The 24,646-nt window shown below is 51.2% G+C and carries 20 protein-coding genes; 8 read left to right on the top strand and 12 right to left on the bottom strand.

Going from position 1 to position 24,646, the window contains the following annotated elements; genetic code table 11:
* Nucleotides 1-98: 98 nt before the first annotated feature.
* On the bottom strand, nucleotides 99-1,700 hold the full coding sequence (locus tag QQL62_RS12540; protein ID WP_284380068.1) for a GMC family oxidoreductase: 1,602 nt from the start codon (nucleotides 1,698-1,700) through the stop codon (nucleotides 99-101).
* A gap of 211 nt (nucleotides 1,701-1,911) precedes the next feature.
* Between QQL62_RS12540 and QQL62_RS12535 the strand changes: the two genes are divergently transcribed.
* From QQL62_RS12535 to QQL62_RS12500, 8 genes are all read left to right on the top strand, one after another.
* Complete coding sequence (locus QQL62_RS12535; RefSeq protein ID WP_284379815.1) at nucleotides 1,912-3,378, top strand: aldehyde dehydrogenase family protein; 1,467 nt, start codon at nucleotides 1,912-1,914, stop codon at nucleotides 3,376-3,378.
* Nucleotides 3,379-3,436: 58 nt separating this feature from the next.
* Nucleotides 3,437-4,411 (top strand): ABC transporter substrate-binding protein, encoded by a 975-nt coding sequence (locus QQL62_RS12530; protein ID WP_284379813.1) that lies wholly within the window; start codon nucleotides 3,437-3,439, stop codon nucleotides 4,409-4,411.
* A gap of 65 nt (nucleotides 4,412-4,476) precedes the next feature.
* The gene (locus tag QQL62_RS12525; RefSeq protein WP_284379811.1) at nucleotides 4,477-5,997 is read left to right on the top strand and encodes a sugar ABC transporter ATP-binding protein; all 1,521 of its coding nucleotides are present in this window, start codon (nucleotides 4,477-4,479) and stop codon (nucleotides 5,995-5,997) included.
* A complete protein-coding gene (locus tag QQL62_RS12520; RefSeq protein WP_284379808.1) occupies nucleotides 5,997-6,992 on the top strand; it encodes an ABC transporter permease in 996 nt (331 codons plus the stop codon). Before QQL62_RS12525 ends, QQL62_RS12520 begins: the two co-directional genes overlap by 1 nt.
* A gap of 5 nt (nucleotides 6,993-6,997) precedes the next feature.
* Nucleotides 6,998-7,993, top strand: coding sequence for an ABC transporter permease (locus QQL62_RS12515; protein ID WP_284379806.1), 996 nt, complete (start codon nucleotides 6,998-7,000; stop codon nucleotides 7,991-7,993).
* Between the two features lies 1 nt (nucleotide 7,994).
* On the top strand, nucleotides 7,995-9,095 hold the full coding sequence (locus QQL62_RS12510) for a mandelate racemase/muconate lactonizing enzyme family protein (protein ID WP_284379803.1): 1,101 nt from the start codon (nucleotides 7,995-7,997) through the stop codon (nucleotides 9,093-9,095).
* On the top strand, nucleotides 9,092-10,132 hold the full coding sequence (locus QQL62_RS12505) for a zinc-dependent alcohol dehydrogenase (RefSeq protein ID WP_284379801.1): 1,041 nt from the start codon (nucleotides 9,092-9,094) through the stop codon (nucleotides 10,130-10,132). The genes QQL62_RS12510 and QQL62_RS12505 overlap by 4 nt, the downstream gene beginning before the upstream one ends.
* Nucleotides 10,129-10,899 (top strand): SDR family oxidoreductase, encoded by a 771-nt coding sequence (locus tag QQL62_RS12500; RefSeq protein WP_284379798.1) that lies wholly within the window; start codon nucleotides 10,129-10,131, stop codon nucleotides 10,897-10,899. The genes QQL62_RS12505 and QQL62_RS12500 overlap by 4 nt, the downstream gene beginning before the upstream one ends.
* Nucleotides 10,900-11,165: 266 nt before the next feature.
* Here QQL62_RS12500 and QQL62_RS12495 read toward each other — a convergent pair whose 3' ends face one another.
* The 11 genes from QQL62_RS12495 to QQL62_RS12445 form a co-directional block, all read right to left on the bottom strand.
* Entirely contained in the window at nucleotides 11,166-12,089 is a 924-nt protein-coding gene (locus QQL62_RS12495; RefSeq protein ID WP_284379796.1) for an aminotransferase class IV, read from the bottom strand.
* Between the two features lie 2 nt (nucleotides 12,090-12,091).
* Complete coding sequence (locus QQL62_RS12490; RefSeq protein WP_284379793.1) at nucleotides 12,092-13,018, bottom strand: ornithine cyclodeaminase family protein; 927 nt, start codon at nucleotides 13,016-13,018, stop codon at nucleotides 12,092-12,094.
* Complete coding sequence (locus QQL62_RS12485) at nucleotides 13,015-13,752, bottom strand: amino acid ABC transporter ATP-binding protein (RefSeq protein ID WP_284379791.1); 738 nt, start codon at nucleotides 13,750-13,752, stop codon at nucleotides 13,015-13,017. The genes QQL62_RS12490 and QQL62_RS12485 overlap by 4 nt, the downstream gene beginning before the upstream one ends.
* Entirely contained in the window at nucleotides 13,745-14,827 is a 1,083-nt protein-coding gene (locus tag QQL62_RS12480) for an amino acid ABC transporter permease (RefSeq protein WP_284379789.1), read from the bottom strand. Before QQL62_RS12480 ends, QQL62_RS12485 begins: the two co-directional genes overlap by 8 nt.
* A 3-nt stretch (nucleotides 14,828-14,830) precedes the next feature.
* Nucleotides 14,831-15,967, bottom strand: a complete 1,137-nt coding sequence (locus QQL62_RS12475; RefSeq protein WP_284379788.1) for an amino acid ABC transporter permease — start codon at nucleotides 15,965-15,967, stop codon at nucleotides 14,831-14,833.
* Between the two features lie 58 nt (nucleotides 15,968-16,025).
* Nucleotides 16,026-17,060 (bottom strand): transporter substrate-binding domain-containing protein, encoded by a 1,035-nt coding sequence (locus tag QQL62_RS12470; protein ID WP_284379785.1) that lies wholly within the window; start codon nucleotides 17,058-17,060, stop codon nucleotides 16,026-16,028.
* A gap of 48 nt (nucleotides 17,061-17,108) precedes the next feature.
* Nucleotides 17,109-18,248 (bottom strand): enolase C-terminal domain-like protein, encoded by a 1,140-nt coding sequence (locus tag QQL62_RS12465; protein WP_284379783.1) that lies wholly within the window; start codon nucleotides 18,246-18,248, stop codon nucleotides 17,109-17,111.
* Nucleotides 18,249-18,974, bottom strand: coding sequence for a GntR family transcriptional regulator (locus QQL62_RS12460; protein WP_284379781.1), 726 nt, complete (start codon nucleotides 18,972-18,974; stop codon nucleotides 18,249-18,251). It abuts the gene before it with no gap.
* 269 nt (nucleotides 18,975-19,243) lie between these two features.
* Nucleotides 19,244-22,627 carry an error-prone DNA polymerase gene (locus QQL62_RS12455; RefSeq protein ID WP_284379779.1) on the bottom strand — a complete coding sequence of 1,128 codons (3,384 nt, stop codon included), beginning with the start codon at nucleotides 22,625-22,627 and terminating at the stop codon, nucleotides 19,244-19,246.
* Nucleotides 22,624-24,102: a Y-family DNA polymerase gene (locus QQL62_RS12450; RefSeq protein ID WP_284379777.1), complete on the bottom strand. Its 1,479-nt coding sequence runs from the start codon at nucleotides 24,100-24,102 to the stop codon at nucleotides 22,624-22,626. The genes QQL62_RS12455 and QQL62_RS12450 overlap by 4 nt, the downstream gene beginning before the upstream one ends.
* Nucleotides 24,044-24,610, bottom strand: coding sequence for an ImuA family protein (locus QQL62_RS12445; RefSeq protein WP_284379774.1), 567 nt, complete (start codon nucleotides 24,608-24,610; stop codon nucleotides 24,044-24,046). Before QQL62_RS12445 ends, QQL62_RS12450 begins: the two co-directional genes overlap by 59 nt.
* Nucleotides 24,611-24,646 lie beyond the last annotated feature (36 nt).

The raw sequence follows: 24,646 nt of genomic DNA, 5'->3' as shown, positions 1-24,646 counted from the left end.
AGGTTTGTGTTGCATATTAACGAGCGTAGACAACATCCCGTTTCCTTGGTGTAGATGAGCTCGGCCCATATGTGAATTCTGGATTTAGGTGCCAAGTGTTAAATGTGTCCCATAATTATATCAGCACATCGATCACCCATCATCATTGCCGGTGCTTGTGTATTACCTGCATTTATGTTGGGCATGGCTGACAGGTCACAAACACGTAGCCCCTTGATGCCGCGAACGCGCATGCGTGGGTCTAACACGGCCATGGGGTCTCCGTCTTTGCCCATTCGCGCGGTGCCCGCTGGGTGATAGTTGGTTTTGACAAAGCGCTTACAGTAATTTCGCAGGGCTTCGTCGCTTTTTTCTTTTGGATCCGGAAGCATGACCCTGTCAACGTGTTCTGAAAGCGGCATTGTGTCAAATGCGCGTAGGAAAAACTTCTGTCCCTCAATCATCGCATCCATATCATCTGAGTGTTTTAACAAGTTCGGCGAAACCAGTGGCATATCTTTGGGATTTGCCGAGGCAAGTTTAACCGTGCCGCGTGATTTTGGCTTTACCACGACTGTGGTCACCGTCAGGCCATAGCCGTCTTGAACCAGATCACGCGTATCACGATCCACATAGACGATCGGGACGCAAAAGGCTTGTATAGTGGGCGGGTCATTGGGGCTGGTTGGATTAACAAATGCACCGGCTTCGACACCCGCAGACGTAATAGGGCCGCTGCCAAACATTTTGAATTGCAGACCGTTTTTGAGCATTCGCCATCCTTCGCCTTGTTTGTAATAGCCATGTTTACCCTTAACACGTGCGGTAATGGGGACTTCGGGATGGTCGATCAAGTTCTGACCGACGCCAGCTAGGTGATTTTTGCAGGTGATACCGATGTCTTCTAGGTGTTCACGCGGGCCGATTCCTGAAAGCATCAGTATTTTGGGGGTGATCAGGGACCCTGCTGCTAGGACGACCTCGCGGGTGCAGTGGACGGTGTGTATTCGACCGGATTTGTCGGCATATTTAACACCGATTGCTGTGTCGTTTTCGATCACAAGCGAATGCACTTCGGCTTGCAATCGGATTGTCAAATTTGGGTTGGATTCTTGGGGGGTGATATATGCATATGCTGCCGAGGAGCGGCGGCCGTTTCTGTTCATAAATTGATAAAAACCAACGCCCCGTTGCCGCTTGCCGTTAAAATCTGGCGTAAACGGCTCGCCCAAGCCCTGAACCGATTTTACGAAAAGGCGTGAAAGGTGATCAACATGGCCGGGATCAGACACGAGAAGCGCGCCACCTGATCCGTGCAGATCATTGTTCAATCTATTGTTGTCTTCCATATTTCTAAAGTGGGGTAAAACGGCATTCCAATCCCAATCTACCCCATCATTGCTGCCCCGAAGTTCACTGTGCCAGTCATCATAATCGGCTGGGCGACCACGCATATAAACCTGTGCGTTGACAGAAGATCCGCCGCCCAACACATGCCCCTGTGGTATTTCATGTACGCGGTTATTCAGATGCGGTTGCGCCACGGTTTTGTGGTATCGCATATATTTCGTACCGTTGATCATTTTAAAAATTCCAGGAGGCATATCCAGCAAGGGGTGTTTATTTGAGTAACCAGCCTCAAGTAACAGAACTTTGTAATCGCCCTCGGATGCCAAGCGCGCGGCGACTACACAGCCCGATGCGCCGCCGCCAACAACAATGAAATCAAATGTGTCGATGTTACTACTCCTATGTGGTGGTGCAATTGGCCGCGAAAGGGTTCAGGCTAACGCATACGTTGCTGTGTACAGATATATAGTGTATATGATCATACCAAAATCAGCAAGAGTAACATATTTTTAGAAAATGCTTGACGAATTTAACAGGATGACCGACAACTGCCTTAGTTTGGTATGACCAAAAGGAATGGTGATGGACTTCGATATGACATCCGGAAAGGTGCAGAACGCATCAATGTATATCGGTGGCGATTGGGTTGCAGGTGCAACAACCGAAACTGTTGCGGTGGAAAACCCCGCAACTGAAGAGGTGATTGCGACAACCCCCATTGGGACGCAGGAAGATGCTATTCGCGCCCTTGAAGTGGCGCAAATAGCGCAGGCCTCTTGGGCAAAGGTTCCCGCCGTGCAGCGCGGTCAGGTTGTGCGCAAGCTGGGAGATTTGATCACAGCGCGCGCTAACGATCTGGCGGCATTGATTACAGCAGAGCAGGGTAAGCCCCTAGACCAAGCAAGAGGCGAAGTCGCCGCGGCGGCCGCATTTCTCTATTATGCGTCCGAGAATGCACGCCGCATTGAAGGGGATATTATTGCCTCTGACAATGTGAACGAAGAGGTGCAAATTAGGCGCCATCCCTATGGTGTGGTAGTTGGTCTGACATCTTGGAATTATCCTGCGGCGCTGGCGACACGCAAGTTGGGGCCTGCGTTGGTGGCGGGTAACGGTTTCGTCCTATTAGCGCATGAAATTACACCTTTGTCAGGACTATTTATCGCCTCCTTGGCAGAACAAGCGGGGGTTCCAAAGGGGCTATTCAATGTTCTTACGGGATATGGTCGGGTTGTTGGGCAGGCGTTGGTGCAAAGCCCAATTACCTCATTGGTTACAATGACCGGTAGCAATCGCGCTGGCCAAGAGATTTTCCGAGCGGCCGCCGATGGCATGAAGGTGCTGCGCCTTGAATTGGGTGGTAAAGCACCATTTATCGTGTTGGGGGATGCCAATATTGACAAAGCGGTCGAGGCGGCCGTTGCTGCGAGATATACCAACTGTGGTCAGATATGCACCTGCAACGAGCGCATGTACCTGCACAAAGATATTGCGGATGAATTTTTAGAGAAGTTCGTCGCCAAGTCTGCGGCATTGACGATTGGTGACCCGATGGAAAGCCCTGATATGGGCCCAAAGGTTAGCGGTGTCGAGGTTGATAAAGTTCAATCCATCGTTCAAAGCGCGCTAGCGGATGGTGCCGAGGTGCTTTTGGAGGGCGGCCCGTTAACGCAGGGGCGGTTCAAACGCGGGCATTGGTATGCACCGACTGTGCTTGAGGTTAAAGATAATGCCTCGCCAATTGTTCAAAGCGAAGTGTTCGGGCCTGCTGTGGCGGCCATGCGGGTTGATGATTTTGATCATGCGATTGCGCAGGCAAACGACACAGAATTTGGTTTATCTGCCTACATATTCACCGAAAACCACAGGCGCATAATGCAAACGCCATATGCGCTTAAGTTCGGTGAAATTTACGTAAACCGTGCCAATGGCGAACAAGTCCATGCCTTCCACAATGGCTGGGGGCAATCGGGGCTAGGCGGCGAAGACGGTAAATATGGTTTCGATGGGTATATGCGCAAGCAGAGCCTTTATATGAATTGGGGGTAGCCTCATTCAAAACTACGGCTGGGAGGAAAAGGCCGTCAATTAAACTGGAGGAATACTAATGAAAAGACGAATTCTGCTTGGAGCAGCAATTGCCGTGAGTGTAAGCCTAAGTGCAGGTGTATCATTTGCTGATACACCACCATTGGCAGTTAAGGACACATACCGTGTTGGCTTTGCGCAAATGGAATCAAACAACCCATGGCGTATTGCTGAAACCAAGTCATTCCATGACACAGCAAAATCATGTGGTTGGGAGTTGATTGCCACAGATGCTGCGGGTTCTGCGGCGAAACAGGTTGCAGATGTTGACTCTATGATTGCACAGGGCATTGATGTGTTGTTCTTGCCACCACGCGAAGAGAAGCCATTGCTTCCTGCAGTAATGAAAGCCAAGGCGGCGGGCATTCCAACATTTTTGATTGATCGCTCGGTGGATTCAAACATTGCCCAAGCGGGCGAGCATTTTGTTGCATTCCTTGGGTCTGATTTTATTGAACAAGGTAATCGCGCCGCCGAATGGCTTATAGATAATTTCGCCGGTGAAAAGGGTGTGATTGTTGAACTGGAAGGCACAACGGGATCTTCTCCTGCGAATGATCGCAAAAAGGGTTTTGATGATCGTATTCTTCAAGATGATCGTTTTGAAATTGTTGCCTCGCAAACCGGTGACTTTGCGCGTGATCTAGGGCGCCAAGTCATGGAAACATTGCTGCAAGCGCATCCGGACGTAAATGTTGTTTATGCGCATAATGATGAAATGGCGATTGGTGCGATCCAAGCGTTAGAACTTGCGGGTCGCAAGCCAGGTGTGGATATCACTGTGGTTTCTATCGATGGTACTCGTGACGCATTACAGGCGATTATTGACGGCAAAATGGGTGTAACGGTTGAAAGCTCCCCGTTCTTTGGCCCGTTGGCATGTGATGTCATGAAAAAATATGCTGCTGGCGAAAAAATCCCAGGTTGGGTCAAGGTAGAAGACCGTGTCTTCACGATTGAAAATGCCGCTGATCACATCGACGAAGCTTACTAAATTTTTCCCAGAGAAGAGGGTGCCATTCGTGGCCCCTCTGTCCTCTAACGAAAGGCGGCTTGGGGATGCCCAATCTTATTGAAATGAACAGGATCAAAAAATCCTTTGCTGGGGTCGCCGCGCTTCAAAGCGCCAATCTTAATGTAACACCTGGCGAAGTACACGCGATCATTGGTCAAAATGGTGCGGGAAAATCGACGCTTATTAAGATTCTTACCGGTGTTTATCGAAAAGACGACGGTGAAGTGAAAATAAACGGAAATGTTGCCGTCATCTCGACGCCGCGCGAAGCGCAGGACGCAGGGATTGCAACGATCTACCAAGAACTCAGTTTGGTTCCACTGCGTAGCGTTACCGAAAATGTGATGATGGGGTACGAGCCCCGCACGCGGCTTGGATTGATAAATTGGACCGCAGCGCACAAAAGAACACAAGAAATTCTTACTCGTTTTGGGATTGATATTGATGTGCGTGCACAGCTTGGATCCTATTCGACCGCGATCCAACAGCTGGTCGCGATTGCACGAGCGGTTTCGATGAACGCACAGCTTGTAATCATGGACGAAGCAACGTCTTCGTTGGATGATCAAGAGATCGAGATATTGTTTGGTGTGGTCCGTGAGCTAAAGAAAGAGGGCGTTGCCGTTCTCTATATTTCGCATTTCCTAGACGAGCTTTATCAAATTTGTGATCGCGTTACGATCATGCGTGACGGCCAAACCGTGGCACAGCATGTGATCTCTGAAACAACCAAACTTGGTTTGATTTCTGAAATGCTGGGGCGTGACCCAGAAGAGATTAAAGCCGCGGGCATGACGGGGCTTGGGGGCAATTCTAAGGCACCAGGGGAGGTGCTATTGCAAGCAAAGAGTATTGAAACCGGCCGCGGGCTAAAGGATGTGTCCGTTGCTATTCGTAAGGGCGAGATTGTTGGGCTGGGTGGATTATTGGGATCGGGACGAACCGAGGCGGCACGGGCCTTGTTTGGTTTAGACACGCTAAGATCTGGAAGCATTGCACGCGGGGGTGGAAAATCGGCGTTTAAAACACCTGCAGAGGCGATCGCCGAAGGCGTTGGCTTTTTAACCGAAGATCGCAAACGCGAAGGTATTATTCCGCACATGTCGGTGCGAGAGAACATGACGCTTGCCTTGTTACCCCAGCTTAAAAAAATGGGGCATGTAGATCGCAAACGAGAGACGGAACTTGTCGAGGGCTTCATCAAGAGCCTTGGCATCAAGACCGCTGGAATGGAACAGCCCATACGTGAATTATCTGGCGGCAATCAGCAAAAAGTTTTGTTGGCACGCTGGTTGGCCTTAGAGCCTGACATTCTTATTCTGGATGAGCCGACGCGCGGTGTGGATGTTGGAGCAAAGCTAGAAATTCAATCTATCATTCGTGAATATGTAGATAAGGGGCTTGGTATTTTACTGATTAGCTCGGAATTCGAAGAACTCGTCGAAGGCGCGGATCGCATTGTTGTTCTTCAAGATGGGTATTCCGTTTCTGAGCTACAGAATCCAGGCGTGACCGAGGAAAGCCTTATCGCGGCCATTGCGCATCACCACGAGAGGACAGCTTAATGACACAAGATAACCACACAGCTGTTGCGTCTGATACGACGCGTAAGCTTAGCTGGGGTATGATTACACAAAACGGCGGTGTTGTTGCGCTGTTGGTGATCCTTCTTTTTAATGTTTTGGTTACGCCCAACTTCCTGCACCCGCAAACATTGTTTGTGAATATTAGCCAAGTCGCAACCATCGCTATTGTTGCCGTCGGTATGACCTTGGTGATCGCGACAGGGGGTATTGATCTTAGTGTCGGTGCGATCATGGCATTGGCGGGTGCAATTGCGCCTTTGATATTTACGTCTGCCTTCGCAGAGGCAAATCCAGAATTGGGCTTGGCCTTGGCGATCATCGTCCCGATTTTTGTTGCGCTACTTTGCGGGGTGTTCAACGGTGCGATGGTAAGTTTTCTGAATGTGCAACCCATTGTTGCAACGCTGATTTTCTTTATATCTGGTCGCGGGATCGCGTTGGTCCTGACAAACGGCAACCTTCAGACATTTTCGAACCCCGCCTTTAGTTATCTGGGCACTGGTAAGATTCTAGGGTTTCCATTTCAAGGGTATCTGGTGATTGTCATTGCCGTCGCAGTTTGGTGGTTAATGGCATACACCGTTTTTGGTCGTCAATTATTGGCAGTTGGTGGTAATGAGCGCGCGGCGCAGTTGTCAGGCATTCCAGTGAAACGTGTCAAGATCGGTGCCTATGTCATCTGCGCGGGTTTATCAGGTCTTGCGGGCTTGATTGTTGTGGCGATTAATTCTGCATCCGATGCTGCGCGGATCGGTAACTTGATGGAGCTTGATGCGATTGCTGCTGCTGTTGTCGGTGGCACCTTATTACAGGGCGGCAAGGCGCCAATCTTTGGTGCCATCCTTGGTGCTATAATCATCCAACTGGTAAAATATACATTGCTTGCAAATGGCGTAGCTGACGAAGTGGCGCTGATTGCAAAGGCGGGCATTATTATTCTTGCTGTTTATGTCCAACAAGCACGGAAGGAATGAACCAGATGCTTGATACTTCTGCTTTTGATTTACGACGCTACATTCAGGGTAACACCCATAATTTGGGTGTCTGGATCACATTGTTCGCTTTGATTATTTTTGGTCTGCTGCGCTATGAAAACTTCGGTGGGACATACAACGTTTCATCGTTTTTAAATTACAATGCGATGTTCATCGTGATTTCTGTTGGGATGTGTTTTGTAATTATGGCGGGGGGAATTGACCTTTCTGTTGGGTCGGTTGCCGCCTTTACATCGGTGATTGCCGCTTATCTTTCGCCCTATGGGATTCAGGTCGCGTTACCTGGTGCGGTTTTGGCCGGTATTGCTTTTGGTGCCTTGAATGGTTTTTTCATCGTCGTAATGCGCATCCCACCCTTTATTGCAACGCTGGCAACGATGCTGGGTGCCAAAGGGGGCGCATTGGTCATATCGGGTGCTCAGACGATCTCGATTGATTGGTCATCAAACTTCACCAAGCTGGGCCTAGAACTTGCCTTTGGCGTTTTACCTTGGACAATTGTTATCACTGCATTTGTTGTTGTCTTGTTTTGGATCATCCTTGAAAAAACATCACTTGGCCGCACTGTGCTTGCGATTGGCGGTGGTGAAGATGCGAGCGCTATGATGGGCCTAAATGTCAGGCGTGCCAAAATGTTTGTCTATGTGCTTAGCGGTGGTTGTGCTGGTATGGCTGGTGTTTTTCTGGCCTCTGGATTTGGTGCAGGACAACCGCTTGAAGGTATCGGTTGGGAGCTGACGGCTATTGCCTCGGTTGTTGTTGGTGGTACCCTTCTGACGGGTGGTATGGGATCTATCACGGCAACGGTTGCCGGTGCGCTATTGCTTGGTCTTGTTTTTAACATACTCAATTTCGAAAATGGCCGCGGGGTCATCAGCCTAAGTGCCTACTGGCAAATGATTATTCGAGGGGCATTTTTGTTCTTTGTGATCGTTTTCCAAAGCCGAGTTGCAAACTCTGGCAAGAGGGGCACACACTAATATGGCTCATATTAACAAAGTTGAAGTCAGGATTTTTGATGTTCCCCTTGCAGAGGTATTGACCGATGCGAAACACGGAGACCACACGCATTTTGAGTTGGTGACAGCAACCGTGCATTTAGCCGATGGATCGCAGGGCACAGGTTATACCTATACTGGCGGTAAGGGTGGTCGCGCTATTGCGGCAATGATCGAGCATGATTTGGCTGGTTTTTTGATTGGCAGAGATGCGCGCGACGTTGAGGAGCTTTATGACGCGATGCAGTGGCATGTGCATTATGTTGCACGCGGTGGTATCGCATCCTTTGCGATTTCGGCGGTTGATATCGCTCTTTGGGATCTGCGGTGCAAAGCGCTTAGTAAACCACTTTGGAAAGTTATTGGTGGCACATCGAATGCCTGTCGTGCTTATGCGGGGGGGATTGATTTGAACTTCCCTATGCCAAAGTTATTGGATTCGATTCAAGGATATTTGGATCGCGGGTTTAACGCTGTCAAAATCAAAATTGGTCAACCAACCTTGGATGAGGACATCGCGCGGATCAAGAAAGTACGTGAATTGATCGGCCCCGATATCATGTTCATGGTAGATGCTAATTATTCGATGTCGGTGCCACAGGCGATCGAGGCCGCGAAAGCCTTCGAGCCCTATAACTTGGCTTGGTTTGAAGAACCTACAATTCCCGATGATTACAAAGGGTTTGCTGAAATCGCCAAATCCACCACTATTCCGCTGGCGATGGGGGAGAACCTGCATACGATTCATGAGTTTCAATATGCGGTAGATCAAGCGAACCTGGGGTTTTTGCAACCTGATGCGTCAAATTGTGGTGGTATTACGGGGTGGTTGCAGGTTGCAAAACTTAGCCTTGAACACGCCATTCCGATTTGTTCTCATGGCATGCAAGAGTTGCATGTGAGCCTTGTTTCTGCCCAAGAAAATGCAGGTTGGATAGAGGTGCATTCCTTCCCAATCGATGAATATACAACCCGTCCTTTGGTGGTTCGAGACCATCTGGCAATCGCACCTGATACCCCTGGTATTGGTGTGTCGTTTGACTGGGACAAATTGCAAAATGCCCATAAGGAAATGCATATATGAATAACGAAACGATGAGAGCCGCATACTACAGAGGCGATAAAACTTTTGTTGTCGAACAGGCGAATAAAACAGCCCCCAAAGCGGGCGAGGTAACCCTGCGTATAGCTTACTGTGGTATCTGTGGCACTGACATGCACGTCTATCACGGCAATATGGACGCGCGCGTTGGTTTGAACCGCATTGTTGGCCATGAAATGTCTGGTATCATCGAGGCAGTGGGCGAAGGCGTGGAAAACGTACAGCTGGGACAAAAGGTTGTCGTGCGCCCATTGGATCATTGCGGTGATTGTCCTGCATGCAACGAAGGGTATGAACATGTATGTCATAATCTTAAATTCTTAGGTCTTGATACGGACGGCGCTATGCAAGAGTATTGGACGGTTCCAGCGCACACCTTGCATATTTTACCAGATGATTTGCGCTTGGATCATGCCGCCCTTATTGAACCCGTTGCTGTTGCCTGTCACGACGTGCGCTTATCAGAGCTAAAAGACGGTGAAGACGTGGTTGTTATCGGCGGTGGCCCGATTGGCATCCTGGTTGCCATGGTTGCGCGCGACTTGGGGGGCAAGGTCACCATTTCAGAGGTAAATGAGAACCGTTTAGCAATAGCCCAGAAGTTGGGTTTTGACACCATAAATCCATTAAAGGCGGATTTAGCTTCTGAAATAAATACCAAAACCAATGGGAAGGGCGCTGAGGTCGTTTTCGAAGTATCCGGATCACAGCCCGGCGTCGATGCTATGACGACCGTTGCAGCCACACGGGGGCGTATTGTTATGGTGGCCATCCATGCATCCAAGCCAACGATTGATATGTTCCAATTCTTTTGGCGAGAGCTGAGGCTACTTGGCGCGCGTGTCTATGAGCCGCAAGACTATGAAAAGGCGATCAAGGTTATTAAAAGCGGTGGCGTCGATGCAGATACCGTCATCACAGACATCAGCCCATTGGCGGATATCCAAGCCGCATTTGAAGATTTGGATCGCAATCCTACAGCAATGAAAAGCTTGATTAAAGTTGGAGAGTTGGCATGAGTGTTCTTTCTACTTTCGACCTAACGGGAAAAACCGCATTGGTAACCGGTTGCAAGCGGGGCATTGGTCGCGGAATGGCCGAAGCATTGGCCGAGGCTGGTGCTGATATTGTTGGGGTGAGTGCGTCGCTAGAAGTTGAAGGCAGCGCAGTTGAAAAATCAATTCAAGGAATTGGGCGCTCTTTTAAGGCCTATCAATGTGATTTTTCTGATAGGAACGCTGTGCGCAATTTTGCCGCCCAAATTGAGGCCGATGGCGTAAAACCTGATATATTGGTAAATAACGCGGGCACAATTAAACGCGCACCCGCAAGCGATCATTCTGATGATCTATGGGATGAGGTCTTAGAGGTTAACCTGTCTGCACAGTTCGTATTGTCTCGTGAAATTGGGCGGGGCATGGTCGAGCGTGGTTCGGGCAAGATTATCTTTACCGCATCCTTGCTGACATTTCAGGGCGGTATCACCGTACCGGGGTATGCGGCATCCAAAGGTGGGGTGGGGCAATTAACCAAAGCATTGGCAAATGAATGGGCGTCTAAAGGTGTTAATGTGAATGCAATAGCGCCTGGTTACATTGCAACAGATAACACACAGGCGCTACAAGACGATCCAGCGCGTTCAAAATCTATTCTTGAGCGCATACCACAGGGGCGCTGGGGCACTCCTAAAGATTTTGCCGGCCCAGTGGTCTTTCTAGCATCTTCCGCTGCAAACTATGTGAATGGGGAAACCTTGGTGGTTGATGGTGGTTGGATGGGGCGCTGATGTCGGTTCTACCAGACGAAGGGTTGCATCCTTTTCCGCTAGATTGAAATTCTATACCTGGCGTCTCATCCGCGCTAAAAATTGCGGGGTGAGCGGCCAGCGTAGGCGCCATTCGGCTCCAACGACGTGAACAGAGAAATCGAAAATGAGCGGCACGGGAAAACTGGGATAGGGAGGACTGATTAGATTTGTCACCGCTGCTGCTTGGCCTGTACAGATAAACCTGCAATCCACCTTCAACGGCCCATGTTATGAAATCTCTTCAATCATACCGAGGCGGTGTTTTCAGCCACAAGATCCTTATACAGGGCCCTGATCCGCATGGTCATTTCATGGCTGCCAGTTCCAATGCGCTTGCCATCGATTTCGCCCACCGGGGTCTGGGCCCCAAACGTACCAGTTAGGAAGGCCTCGTCGGCGCCGTAAGCCTCGTAGAGTGAGAAATTCTTCTCGAAGACCGGTATGCCATTGCTGCGGCACAGGTCGATGACCTTCTGCCGTGTAACGCCATTCATGCAATAGTCGCCTGTTGAGGTCCACACCTCGCCTTTACGAACAATAAAAAAATTGCAGGCATTTGTCGTGTTTACGAAGCCATGCGGATCTAACATCAGTGCTTCGTCGGCCCCGGCCTGATCCGCTTGCAGGCTGGCAATCACGCAGTTCAACTTGGAATGGCTGTTATACTTTGCATCTTGCGCCATGGGTAGCCCGCGTACCTGAGGAACCGTGGCCAAACGAATGCCCTGCGATAGCAAGGATTCGACGGGTTTGGAATGTTCCATGATGATGACCAGTGTTGGTCCGGATTGGCTGAGAGAGGGATGCTGAAACGGCTTCACTTTTGTTCCACGAGTTAACATCAGCCGGCAGTGCACGTCGTGATGCATGTCGTTGGCATCAGCGGTTTTGGATAGGGCGTCCAGAATGCCTGCGCGGTTCATACCAACCTCTAATGAGATCGCTTTACATGAGGAAAAAAAACGATCCATGTGCTCGTCAAAAAACGCCCATTTCCCATGGTAGAGGCGCATTCCTTCCCACATACCATCGCCCAGCATAAAACCGCTGTCATAGACAGAAACCTTGGCGTCATCGCGATGTAGGATGTCGCCGTTCACGTAGATTTTGATGTCGGCATTGCGTATGTCATCCGCCGCATCGTGGGTGGTGTGCTTGTTTTCGGTCATGACTATTCAGCCTTCAATTGGAGAATTGCATTTGCGATCATCAGATCAAGGTGTGCGCCACCACCGTTCTTGAAAACTGTGATGCTGTCCGGATGCCGATCCTTTGGTCCGGTCGCCTTGAGTTGATATAAGTCCGCAAGAATGTCGGCCGTGGTTATCACGCCTGTGTCCAAGGGGATTTTCAGCTCTCCTATATGCGCAAGCGTTGTGTCACGGCTATCAACGTAGATTTGCCCACGGGTTAGAACGTCGTCGTCGGCCTCTCGCATGTCTGCGCGAAATGCGCCAATCAGATCGACATGAGTACCGGGGCGGAGCCACTTGCCCTTCAAAACCGGGTCGATGGACATTGTCGCGCAGGTTACAATATCAGCATTTGACACAGCCTCTGAAACATCACGTGTCACAGATACAGGCAAACCCTTGCTTTGCAAGGTTTCAGCAAGGGCCTGAGCCTTAGCATGGGTGCGATTCCAAAGCGTAAATCGTTCAATATCTGGAAACATTTGACGATAGGCGGCAATGACGTTGCCTGCCACGCTGCCGGCCCCAAGGACGACCATATGCTTTGCATCTGGGCGCGCGAGATAACGGGCCCCGAGCACGGAATCAGCGGCGGTTTTGATGTCCGTGATCAATGCGCTGTCGATCAGCGCGGTTGGGGTGCCGGTCTGTTCATCGAAAACGATCATGCCGCCCTGCACACTTGGCAGATCACGTTGGGTGTTCTCGGCAATCACGGTTACAGATTTAACGCCAAAGCCGATCCCTTTAATGTGGGCAGCACGGCTAAGGAGGGTATTCCCTGGCGGCCCTAGAAAGACATCCTCTACCTCTGCCTTTGGCAAGGCATGGCCCGCATCAATGGCCTTGGTAAAAACGCTCCAGTCCGTGACTGGGCCAAAAGTTTCGCGTGTTATGAATTTCATCCGTTCACCACCTCCATGAAATCTCGGGTAATCTGATGCTGCGGATTGTTGAACATCTGCTCGGGTGTGCCTTCTTCAACGATTTCACCCTCTGCCATTAGGATCACACGGTCTGCAACCGCTTTTGCAAAACCCATCTCATGCGTAACGCAGACAATGGTCATATCTGCGCGGGCCAGCTCCTGCATCACCTCAAGAACTTCGGAAATCATTTCTGGATCTAGGGCGGAGGTGGGTTCGTCAAACAGCATAATTTCAGGCTTTAATGCCAAAGCACGGGCCAGTGCGACGCGCTGTTGCTGGCCACCTGACAATTGATCTGGGTATTTCTCTGCGTGGATATCTACTTGCATCTTCTGTAGGTGTTCACGTGCTTCGCGTGTCGCGGCCGTTCTGTCCCGCCCTAGCGCGCGGATCTGCGGTAATACGCAGTTTTCCAGAATGGTTAGATGTGGAAACAGATTGAAATTTTGAAACACCATACCGACACGCTTGCGCACCTGATCCATTACCTTGGTATCATCCCCGATGGGTAATCCCAGCACCTTCAGCGTACCCGAGTGATAGGTTTCCAATCCGTTCATGCAACGGACTAGAGTAGATTTTCCCGACCCGGACGGGCCGCAGATCACCAAGGTCTGTTTGTCGGGCACCTCTAGGGTGATGTTTTTCAAAGCGTGGAAATCACCATAGTATTTTTCCAGTCCATGAATTGAGATTGCTGAATTATGCATGGCCGAGCCTCATTCTGGTTTCTAGCCACGCACCATAGCGTGACAGTCCGAAGACAAAAACAAAATAGATAAGGGCGAGGAAGACATAGACCTCGACATATTGGTTGCCCCATTCACCGCTTCCGATTGCCGCATTGCCCGAGGCCATGACCTCGAAGAAACCGATGATCGTTACGATGGACGTTTCCTTGAACGTGATCACCGCCTGATTGATGGTCGAGGGCAGGGTGTTGCGAAAGGCCTGTGGCAATAGGATATCTATCACCAGTGACCAATAGGGCATGCCAAGTGCGGCAACGGCCTCTTCTTGTCCTTGCGAGATGGATTGCAGACCTGCGCGGATAATCTCGGCCTGATAGGCGGCGAAAAAGATCGCGAAAGCAATTACCACCCGCATCAACTTGTTTCCCTGTAACCAGTCGGGCACCAGAAGTGGCACGACAACTGCTGCTGCAAAAAGCAGCGCTAGAAGCGGTAGGGAGCGTACAATGTCGATGAAAAAGCCAAAGGATTTGGCGATGACAGGCAGGCTAGAGCGCCGCGCCAGAGCAAACAACACAGCCAGCGGCATGCCAATAACAAAAACCGCGGAGAATATGAAGATTGTTAGAGACAGGCCGCCCCATTGTTCTGATGTAACCAATTCAAGGCCAGCAAACCCGCCGCGCATTAGAAGTACAAATGTCGCGAACCCGGCGATCCAAAGGATTGGTAAACGTCGGATAGACCAAAAGCTTGGCAGGCAAGACAGCGCTATCGTGATGATCACCGCAAGGCATGCCAGTGTTGAGCGCCACTGTTCCTCGTAGGGGTATAATCCAAACAGGATCAGGCGCCCGCGACTTTCGATCACGGCCCAACAGGCACCTGCATCATGAGTACAAAGGTCTTTGTTTTCAACCCGCCAGATTGCGTCGACAAATGCCCAACCGATAAAGGCCTTCAGGGCGAGGTAGATTAGGACGGCAAAGACCAGAGAGAATACAGTGTCGTACCATGTCGCAAAGAAATGTTTGCGTAGCCAAACAGCCGGCCCCGTTGCGCTTGGTGGGGGCGCTTGAGCTTCTATTGCCATAGTTTAATTCCTCCCTTTCAGCTTGATGCGTTCGTTCAGTAAATTCATGAGGAAGCCGATAGAATAGTTGATCAGAATGAACCCCCCCATCAACAATGCCAAAAGTTCCATCGTTTGGCCGCTCTGGTTGATCGAGGTCGACACAATGGCAAAGTAATCTGGATAGCCCACTGCGATGCCAACAGTTGTGCCCTTCATCAGCCAGATGTACTGGTTTGTAAGGGAGGGAAGCATGGCACGAAAGGCCAACGGGATGCGGATCAGGCGATTGATTTGGAGCGTTGAGAAGCCCAAAGCGCGGCCAGCTTCCAATTTGCCACGATCGACCGACAGGAGACCGCCACGGATGATTTCACCGATATAGGAGGCCCCAAAAAGCGTCAGGCCGACGAGAAGAGCGGTGAATTCGGGCTTGAGTGTTATACCGCCTACAAAGCGCAGGCCCTTCAGCTGTGGTACAGAGATCAGGGCGCTATCTGGTTCCCGGCCGGTCAGAAGTAAAATACAGAACACGATGAAGATGGCACCGGCGGCTATTGCCCACCTTGGGCCACTTTGCAGGTGTTTGCGGGTTAGGAGCAGAAATATGACGGCCAGAATGACCGAAGCTGTGAGCCACAATACATCCCCCCCTGATAAGGCGGGCGCAGGCATCATAATGCCGCGGTTGGACAGATAGAAGGACTCGCCAAGTGAATAGGCCTGCTTTGGGCTCGGTAGATGCGTTAGGATCGCATACCAAAAGAAAACTTGAAGGATCACAGGGACATTGCGGAACACCTCAACGTAGCTTGCGCCGACCAGTTTTATCAATGTGTTGGACGACACCCGCATCAATGCCAGCACGAGCCCAAGTATAGTGGCGAAAATGAGGGTCAGAAACCCAACGAGCATGGTGTTGAGCAAGCCTGCCCATAGAACAAGGGCATATGTCGATCTGCCTGTGACCTCTATAATAGAGAAGTTAACGGGCCAGCCGGTGGTCTGTTCAAGAAAGCCAAATCCGGTTGCCATACCTTGATCCGCAATGTTGCTCTTGCCAACCAAGACTGTAGATACAATCAGTGCAACGACGCCCAGAATGAAACCACCCTGAAGTGCGGTTCTGCGGAATTTTTGAGATGAAAATAGCTGTGACATAGCGCCCCCTATCCATATAAAATAGCCCGGGCAATTTCTATCGCCCGGGCCAAATCGTTTAGTCAAGAACAAGCGGGTAAAGTAGACCGCCGTTGCTCCATAGGTTGTTCAACCCACGTGGTAGCTTGTAGCGTGATCCTTCGCCTACTGTTCGTTCATAGATCTCGCCGTAGTTACCAACGGTCTTGATTACATTGTAGGCCCAATCATCGCTGAGCCCCAGACGTGTACCAACCCCCGGGGTTGAGCCAAGCAGGCGCCCAACTGATGCGGTAGGTGGATTGGCCTTCATCTCATCCACGTTTGCTTGTGTGACGCCATTCTCTTCGGCCATCAACAAAGCGCTGACCATCCAGTTGACCACGTCCAATAGGTCATCTTCGCCTTGCTTTACGACAATGCCTTCTGGTTCAAGTGCCAACACATCCCCAAGGATTTCAAAATCATCAGGATTATCGGCATTTACACGGGTGGCAGATAGGAACGGCCCAAAACCAGCAATCGCATCGCAACGGCCGGCGTAGAAAGCGGCGCGCAGCTCTTCGCCCTTTTCAAACGCAAGTGGCTCATAATCGATTCCATTCGTTTCCATGTAATCTGTCAGAACACGTTCAACCGTAGTTCCTGCGTTTACGCAGAATACGCCTCCTTCAAGATCCGCAATGCCCGTTGCGCCAAGCTCGGTCTTGGACATGACATAGAATGGGCCAATAAAATAGGGTCGCGAATATTGGAGACCCAATTCGGTGTCGCGCGTCATAGTCCAGCCCGTGACTTTAATAATCACATCGATGTCGCCGGATTGGATGGCAGGAAATCGCTGTGCCCAGCTGAGGGGAATGATCTGAAGTTTGTCAGGGCTGCCCAGAATGGCGGTAGCGAGGGCCTTGCAAAATTCGATGTCGAATCCTTGCCATTCGCCTGCGCCATCTACCTCTGCAAAGCCGAGATAGCTGCCATTGTGGCCGGTACACAATAGGCTGTCGCGTTCGATGATCGTGTCAAGAAGCCCTTGATCTTGGGCGTGAACGGCCGTCGCTGATCCAAATGCGATTGCACCTGCCGTCAGAAGATTTGTAAGTTTGGTTTTCATCTTTGTCTCCAGTGTTGTGATTGGTTGCGTGCCGTTTCATGCGGCATCTTATGGTGAGGTGTTGCTCGTCTCCTCGAATGCCATCAGAACTTTGTGCTCTGGTAACGAAATACCAAGGCCTGGCTTGTTGGGCGGGGCCATTCGGAACGGTTCTTCCTTGCGGCGTTCCAATGCTAGCGAGTCGAAAAAAACTGTATGAACCGTATGGTATTCCACATGGGCAACTTCGACGTAGGCTGCTGCTGCGTGTATGGCCGCCATCAAGGCAATGGCGGTTGAGGAAACCTCAAGCGATAGGCGCGTTTGGGTGCCGTTCACCTTGCTTGCAAGTGTTGCAACTTGGGTCAGTCCCCCGACGGCAACGGGTGCTGTCTGTAAAAACGCTACGCCAACGTCTTCTATAAGCCGGTCATGTATTTCGGGCCGATATTCAGCCTCCGTTGCCATAACGGGCACGCCTGCCTTCGTCAGATGCGCCATCCCCTTGTAATCCCATGCCTTGGTGGGGGACTGAAACGCCTCGATCCTTTCTGCCGGGAGCGCCTCAAATAGGCGCAGTGCGTCTTCGTAGGAATAACTATAAACGCCGTCGATAATGAGTTTTGTGCTCTTTGGAATAGCTGCAAGGACGGCTTTGACCCGCGCCGTATCTTCCTGCAACGATAGAGCGCCTATTTTCATTTTCGTCAGTGCAAACCCGCGCGCCGTCTGAGAGGACATTTCCTTGCAGAGGTCATCGACAGATTTCCCCTCGCCGTACAATCCACCGCTGGCATAAAGATGAGCGGCTCCAGAACCCTGCTTATTCAGTGAGCGCCATAGGGGGGTGTTCTCGTGCCCTGCTGTAAGATCCCACATTGCGATATCGATCCCGGCCAACGCAGAAGCAAGCATCCCATGGCGCGCGGTGAGTGTTGCTTTTTCGAATAGGCCACGTGCAATAACGGGTACATCCGCTAGTGCTTGATCAAGGAAATGTGGGGCGACCTCTGTGCGTAAGTACGCAACCAATGCATCTGGTGCGGTATCAAAGCACCAGCACTCACCAATACCGACGTTGCCTGCACTGTCGTTAAGTGTGACAAAAACTGCATATTTGTTTGTCCAGCGGATTGATGGGTTCCAGATCTTACCACCCAGATCATTACAATGTGTGTGAACTTTGATTTTCTTGATTTTCGAACTCATCTAAAGGCCCTCTGGGATTGTGAGACCCAAATCAAAATTAGCCTCCGGCGCATATCGCAGCGCCTTGAGAAACCGGTCATGGAACTGCATTGTGTGCGCATGGGCAATGGCATCAGCTGCTGCGATATCTTGTGCTTCAATGACATCGACAAAATCATGATGCTGATCACGCATCACCTCTACGCGATCGGCGTTGTCGAGAAACTGGACATGGATATGCAAAAGACGCCGCGTCTCAGATAGCAACTCGCGATACTGCCGTGTGACATAGGGGTTGCGCCCCGCCTCTGCGACGGCAATGTGAAATGCAAAATTCGCTTGCAAAATTGTCAGAGGTGAGGCTTGGCCGACACTGTCGTTAAACACATCAGCCAACTCTCTTAGTCGAGGTAAATCTGTTTCTAGCCTATTTTGCGCGGCGAGACGTGTGGCAAGACGTTGCTGGATATCCAGTGCCTGAATAAGTGCTGGAAAATTGCGCAGTTCAACCTGTGCGACAATGGTTGATCTGTTTGGAAGGGTTTCTACCAATCGTTCAGCCAACAAGCGATTGAGCGCCTCGCGGATAGGAGATCGGGAAACAGAAAATCGCTTTGAAAGGCTTGTCTCGTCTAGTGATTTCCCGGGCTCAAGCTGAAGTGTCAGGATTTCATCGCGTAGAACGCGATAAATTTCACCCGACGCCGCGCCACGCTGAAAAGTCGAAGATGTTTCTTGTTTCGCCACGATGGGACTAAGCCTTGCAGTTGAAGTTATTATTGTCGACACTGTGTCGACAAAATGAAATTGAGTCCAGAAGTTTTTTTTGAGCACCTAAATTTCTCGCGTTGTCCACGCGGGGAATGGTAACCTGTGGCCATCGTTGAAAATCTACGGTGAAGCTAGATTGCCCCTTCGAGTGCCTGCTTTGGAAAAAATATTGCGCTGAGGCTCAGGGCATATTTCTTATCCTGCGTATAATCGCAGCGATGCCGAAAATTACGCGCATGTTTTGCTCAGTGAAAATCTCGACTTGGGAATAGCCGTTTTGCCTGATCACGAGGGTGCATAGCACTGGTGGGGTAACGCGCGGTTTTGGGGGTGTCGTCGGTGCGAGAACCTTCGGTGGTCAGCGCTTCGGTTTGTGGGTGCCCCAGTTCCGATAATTTATGTGACATGTCTTGAATTTTTTGAGCAATTAAATGCACAACGATGCCTTCGCGCTGTAGATAACCCGTTACGCGCAGTAGCCGCCCGCCCATCACAATCTGGCGAAACTGTTCGTAAACCTTCGGCCAGACAACGATATTGCTGACCCCTGTTTCGTCTTCAAGCGTTAGAAAAATCACACCCGATGCCGTGCCTGGGCGTTGCCGAGTGATAACCAGGCCGCAGACGCTATAATGACCCAAAGCGATGTCTTGTAAAGAAGCATGCGTCACAAGCCCTGGAAGTGCCGGGCGCAACAGCTCCATGGGATGGGCACGCAGGCTTAGCCGGATTGAGACGTAATCGTCGACGACCTCTTCGCCCAGTTGCATGTTCGGCAGGTGAACAGTGGGCTCACGCACGATCTCTCCATCAATCGGGTCATTGAAAAGCGGTAGGGGTTTGGGGCTTTGAATCGCCTTGACCTGCCATAGTGCGGCGCGGCGCGTTAACCCAGCATCGGTGAAAGCATCGGCCTCGGCCAGTCGCGTCAATGCATTCGGGTGTAACCCTGCGCGTAGCCATAATGCCTCTGGGTCTGGATAGCCATTACCCCTCGCTGCGATAATCCATTTGGCATCTTCTTCCTTGAACCCTTTGATTTGGCGAAACCCCAGCCGTAACGCCAAAGCACCGTCGGGGCGGCGCTCTAGCGTGTTATTCCAATCCGAATGATTTATGCATATGGGGCGCGTTTCTACCCCATGTTCACGGACATCACGCACAATTTGTGCAGGGGCATAAAAACCCATCGGCTGGGAATTCAACAAGGCACAGGCAAAAACGGCTGGATGATGACATTTGATCCAAGCCGAGACATAGGCCAGCATGGCAAAAGCGGCGGCATGGCTTTCCGGAAATCCATAGTCAGCAAACCCTTCGATTTGCCCAAAACAGCGCTCGGCGATTTCTGGGCTATAGCCGTTTTTCAACATACCATTGATGAACTTGTCCCGATATGTGCCGATGGTTCCCATGCGCCGGAACGAAGCCAATGAACGGCGCAGATGATCCGCCTCTTCCGCAGAAAATCCAGCCCCCACAACCGCGATTTGCATCGCCTGTTCTTGAAATAAGGGCACGCCCAATGTGCGTTTCGTGACCTTCTCTAATGCAGGGCCAAAGGGTTCAGATCTTTCCTGATTATTGCGGCGACGGATATAGGGCTGAACCATATCCCCCTGAATAGGGCCGGGGCGCACGATGGCGACCTCGATCACCAGGTCATAAAAGGTTCGGGGTCGCATTCGGGGCAGAAAATTCATCTGCGCACGGCTTTCTACCTGAAAAACGCCTACCGCATCAGCTTGGCACAGCATGTCATATGTGGGTTTATCCTCTTGGGGGACGGTTGCAATGTTTAGGCTTTGCCCGTCGTGATGTTCCATCAAGGCAAAGGCTTTTCGAATGCACGTCAGCATGCCCAGACCCAGCACATCTACTTTAAGAATGCCCAAGGCATCGATGTCATCCTTGTCCCAGCAAATGACGGTGCGATCTTCCATGGCGGCATTTTCAATCGGGGCCAATTCATCCAATCGCCCGCGGGTGATGACAAATCCCCCCACATGTTGAGACAGATGTCGGGGAAAACCGATAATTTCGCCGATTAATCGGATGGTTTGCATCAGGCGGCGATTGTCTGGGTTAAGGCCAAGTTCGCGCATGCGATCAAGGTCGATACCGCCGTTGCTCATACCCCAGATTTGGCTAGACAGCCCTGCGGTTACATCTTGGCTAAGCCCCATGACCTTCCCAACCTCTCGGATGGCTGCACGGGTACGAAAGTGGATCACCGTTGCACATAGCCCGGCACGGTGGCGCCCATATTTTTTATAAATCCACTGGATCACCTCTTCGCGGCGTTCGTGTTCAAAATCTACGTCAATATCCGGTGGCTCGCCACGGTATTTTGACACAAAACGCTCAAACACCATGGCAATCATATCTGGGCTGACATCGGTGATCCCCAAAAGGTAGCACAGGATGGAATTGGCCGCAGACCCGCGGCCCTGGCATAAAATGCCCTGTGACTTGGCAAATTGCACAATGTCATGCACGGTCAAGAAATAGGCTGGAAACTTCAACTCTTTGACCACGGTTAGCTCTTTTTGCATCAGCTCCAGCGCTCGATCCGGCGGGCCGTCAGGATAGCGGCGTTTCAATCCTTCCTTCGCCAATCGTTCCAGACGTTCCTGTGGTGTTTCGGCCTCTGTTTCCTCATGCGGGTATTCATAGGATAGTTCACCCAGATCAAAGCTACACCTGTCTGCGATTTCTATGGTGCGACGCAGCGCTGCCGGGTGATCGCGGAAAAGACGTGCCATATCTGCCCCCGCCTTTAGTCGTCTTTCGGCGTTGGGCAGGGCGCGGGTGCCGATATTATCAATGGTGATATGTTCGCGCATACAGGTCAGCAGATCGGCTAATTGCCGACGTTTGGCGTGGTGCATCAATGCATCCCCAACAGCAACCAATGGCGCAGATGTTCGCTGGGCCAATTGGGCGCAAGCCGCCAGATAGGCCTGATCGCTGCCGTCATAACGAGGAGCAGCCCCCAGGAAGACGTGACTGGGAAACTGTTGAACGATTGTGTGGATATCCGAAGTCGCTTTGGTTAGGCGCCCCTGGGGTAGGGCGATGAGGATCATGCCTTTGCAAGCCTTGGTAATGTCTTTGGTATAGAGAATGCAGTGCCCCTTTTTTGCGCGCCGCTTACCTTTGGTCAGTAGGCGGCTGAGACGCTCATAGGCCGCACGATTCTGCGGTAGCGCGATCCAATTAACAGTGCTGTCTTGCAGAACAAGGCGGCATCCGACAATCAGTTTTGGTAGGGTCATCTTTGCTGGTTTTGTAATGGGCCTATTGTGCCCGACCTGTTGTCGAGAGGATGAATCCTGTTGATGGTGAGAGCGCACTTGCAATGCCTTCTCTGTTTCACGGTTCAATTCCTTCAATGCGCTCCATGCGCGTACAACTCCGGCTAATGAATTATGATCCGTGATGGCAATGGCGGATAAACCAAGCTCTGCAGCGCGCAGAACCAGCTCTTCTGGATGGGATGCACCAGTTAGAAACGTGAAATTCGTTGTGACGCACAGTTCGGCATAGTCTTGGTTTTGTGTGCGAGTTTCCACCACGTTCCGATTGAACACCTCAATGGGGCGATGTGTATGATTTCTTTCAATCATGCGAATTCCCCCTGTACATACCAGCCTGGGTTCTGGGGCGTATAAAATAACCAAAGTCGCGGCCCTTGCATGGTTTCCACAAACCAATAATCGCGCACACCCGACCGCCAATTTTCATTCTCTAGCCACCATTCCGGCGTGATGCGTTCAGGCCCGGTTGCGCGGCCGGTGGTCAAAGGCATCCGCCGCCATCGAAATCGGTTGGGTGGTCGTGGCCCATTGGCTGTAATAAATTCGGGTGGGAACAAGCATATCGGGCGTGGCTTCATACTGACCCAATTTCCGGCCGGGTCTGAATAGGCGGCGGGGGCCACGATAAAGCTGTGTTCTGGGATGTGGCTATCCGCAGGCAGCAGGCGGCGAATATTATCAAGACCAATTCGGGTGCCAAGGCGTGAGATTAAATCATCCAGCTTGTCCTTTCGCCCATCTGCCACATGACTGATTTGTTGTGCCTGTAGGGATTCAATCTGCGTTGCCTCTAGCCTGAGTCGATCAATGCCAAAGCCCGCATCGATCTCTTTGAGACCACGTTCGAAAAGAGGCAAAATACGGTGTGGATCACGCAGGGGGCGTGCCAAGCGTAGCTCAACCTGTTGATGATCCTGATCAACCCTATACAGGCTGAGGCATAGTTTGCGCGCGCCCATCTCTTGTGCTTTTAGTTTTGTACAGAGCTGAGCAAGCAACCTTTCGGTTCCGGCCATCACATCCGACACCAAACCAATAGGTTCAGGTAGTGAAATACGTGCAGCATAATGTGGAGGGTCGCAATAAGGAGAAATTTCTTCCGCTTGTGTTCCCAAGGCCTGATCAAGCCGTAACAAAAGCGCAGGCCCAAAACGACGGGTAAGTGGCGCACGCGCCGCATGTGCCAAATCGCCAATGCGACGCAAGCCCAAACGCTGTAATGTGATCGACATCTTATCCTCGATCCGCAATGCTGCCACAGGTAAGGATTTTATGGCAGCCAAGGTGTCACCTACCGCCGCAACCCCTTCGCCATAGTGCGCCAAGGCCCATGCCGCCCCGCGCGTATCCGCGCATCCGATTTTGACAGACAGCCCCGTACGCATCAAGCTTGCGCGCATATCCATTAGCATCCTGCCCTCGCCACCAAATAGATGCGCAGAGCCGGTGATATCCATTACCAGACCGTCTTGCCCCTCTAATCCTACCCAGGGACAATATCGTGTGGCCCAGCGGCGTAAGATTTTCAAAAACCGCTGATCCAGTGCGGGCTCTGCTACACGACTTTGCAGGGCCGGACAAAATGCGCGGGCATCGGCATAGGGCATACCCTGTTGCAATCCTTGTTCTGTTGCGGTGGAATTCAGGCAATATAACCGATTGGCGTTCTTCTGGTTATGGGTCAGCGCAAACGGGCCATCCACTGGGCTCATCCGCAGAACCCGGTCACTTGCTAGCCGGGGAAACCATACCGAGACAACGCGACGCTTTGTTCCATCGAACATGCCAAACACCTAATGTTCCTGATTTGTTCTTTATAAGTTCCCAATTTTGCAGTGTCGAGTCCTGTAGGTGTAGTTCTGGGTCAAAAACCGGATTGCAGCGCCACCGTGTTTCTGCTGCATTGCTGCCCATGCCTTCGGGGATAATGGCTAAACACGTCGACTTCTTATCCCTTGCCGCAAGCTGTAGGCGCCGCCCTGCATTTAGCCCCAAGGGTTTGTTCAGCGACATCACGACGAGTGCAACGGCCCCTGATCGCAGTGCTTCTTCCGCTACGGCTAGGGTCGTGGTTTGATCCTTGGTATGACAGATCGTCAGGTCGGTGGGCTCAACAAAGTCAGCAAACCCATCTGGATTAATCTGATCCGTTTCCCAAGTTTCGCGCACCCACATAAACGGGCCGCCAAGCTGTGCTGAAAGCATAAAAGCGAAAGCATATGCCCCAGCACCGCAAACCTCGTGCATACGGGCATCAGCAGGAGGGAAGAACGGCAGGATGGAAGAGCGCATGAATGATCTATACCATAGACATAGCGGTCGGAAAAC

It is taken from the genome of Amylibacter marinus, from assembly GCF_030160015.1.
Taxonomy (GTDB): Bacteria; Pseudomonadota; Alphaproteobacteria; order Rhodobacterales; family Rhodobacteraceae; genus Amylibacter; species Amylibacter marinus.
The sequence above is the reverse complement of the archived record's forward strand: the minus strand, read 5'-3'. Positions and strand labels throughout refer to the sequence as shown.

What these genes read in the sequence shown, in the direction of transcription:
- QQL62_RS12510 (WP_284379803.1), top strand. Translation starts at nt 7,995, where the DNA reads ATGGCTCATATTAACAAAGTTGAAGTCAGGATTTTTGATGTTCCCCTT.
- QQL62_RS12475 (WP_284379788.1), bottom strand. Translation starts at nt 15,967, where the DNA reads ATGTCACAGCTATTTTCATCTCAAAAATTCCGCAGAACCGCACTTCAG.
- QQL62_RS12530 (WP_284379813.1), top strand. Translation starts at nt 3,437, where the DNA reads ATGAAAAGACGAATTCTGCTTGGAGCAGCAATTGCCGTGAGTGTAAGC.
- QQL62_RS12445 (WP_284379774.1), bottom strand. Translation starts at nt 24,610, where the DNA reads ATGCGCTCTTCCATCCTGCCGTTCTTCCCTCCTGCTGATGCCCGTATG.
- QQL62_RS12490 (WP_284379793.1), bottom strand. Translation starts at nt 13,018, where the DNA reads ATGAAATTCATAACACGCGAAACTTTTGGCCCAGTCACGGACTGGAGC.
- QQL62_RS12465 (WP_284379783.1), bottom strand. Translation starts at nt 18,248, where the DNA reads ATGAGTTCGAAAATCAAGAAAATCAAAGTTCACACACATTGTAATGAT.
- QQL62_RS12485 (WP_284379791.1), bottom strand. Translation starts at nt 13,752, where the DNA reads ATGCATAATTCAGCAATCTCAATTCATGGACTGGAAAAATACTATGGT.
- QQL62_RS12520 (WP_284379808.1), top strand. Translation starts at nt 5,997, where the DNA reads ATGACACAAGATAACCACACAGCTGTTGCGTCTGATACGACGCGTAAG.
- QQL62_RS12505 (WP_284379801.1), top strand. Translation starts at nt 9,092, where the DNA reads ATGAATAACGAAACGATGAGAGCCGCATACTACAGAGGCGATAAAACT.
- QQL62_RS12500 (WP_284379798.1), top strand. Translation starts at nt 10,129, where the DNA reads ATGAGTGTTCTTTCTACTTTCGACCTAACGGGAAAAACCGCATTGGTA.
- QQL62_RS12450 (WP_284379777.1), bottom strand. Translation starts at nt 24,102, where the DNA reads ATGTTCGATGGAACAAAGCGTCGCGTTGTCTCGGTATGGTTTCCCCGG.
- QQL62_RS12455 (WP_284379779.1), bottom strand. Translation starts at nt 22,627, where the DNA reads ATGATTGAAAGAAATCATACACATCGCCCCATTGAGGTGTTCAATCGG.
- QQL62_RS12535 (WP_284379815.1), top strand. Translation starts at nt 1,912, where the DNA reads ATGGACTTCGATATGACATCCGGAAAGGTGCAGAACGCATCAATGTAT.
- QQL62_RS12525 (WP_284379811.1), top strand. Translation starts at nt 4,477, where the DNA reads ATGCCCAATCTTATTGAAATGAACAGGATCAAAAAATCCTTTGCTGGG.
- QQL62_RS12470 (WP_284379785.1), bottom strand. Translation starts at nt 17,060, where the DNA reads ATGAAAACCAAACTTACAAATCTTCTGACGGCAGGTGCAATCGCATTT.
- QQL62_RS12495 (WP_284379796.1), bottom strand. Translation starts at nt 12,089, where the DNA reads ATGACCGAAAACAAGCACACCACCCACGATGCGGCGGATGACATACGC.
- QQL62_RS12480 (WP_284379789.1), bottom strand. Translation starts at nt 14,827, where the DNA reads ATGGCAATAGAAGCTCAAGCGCCCCCACCAAGCGCAACGGGGCCGGCT.
- QQL62_RS12515 (WP_284379806.1), top strand. Translation starts at nt 6,998, where the DNA reads ATGCTTGATACTTCTGCTTTTGATTTACGACGCTACATTCAGGGTAAC.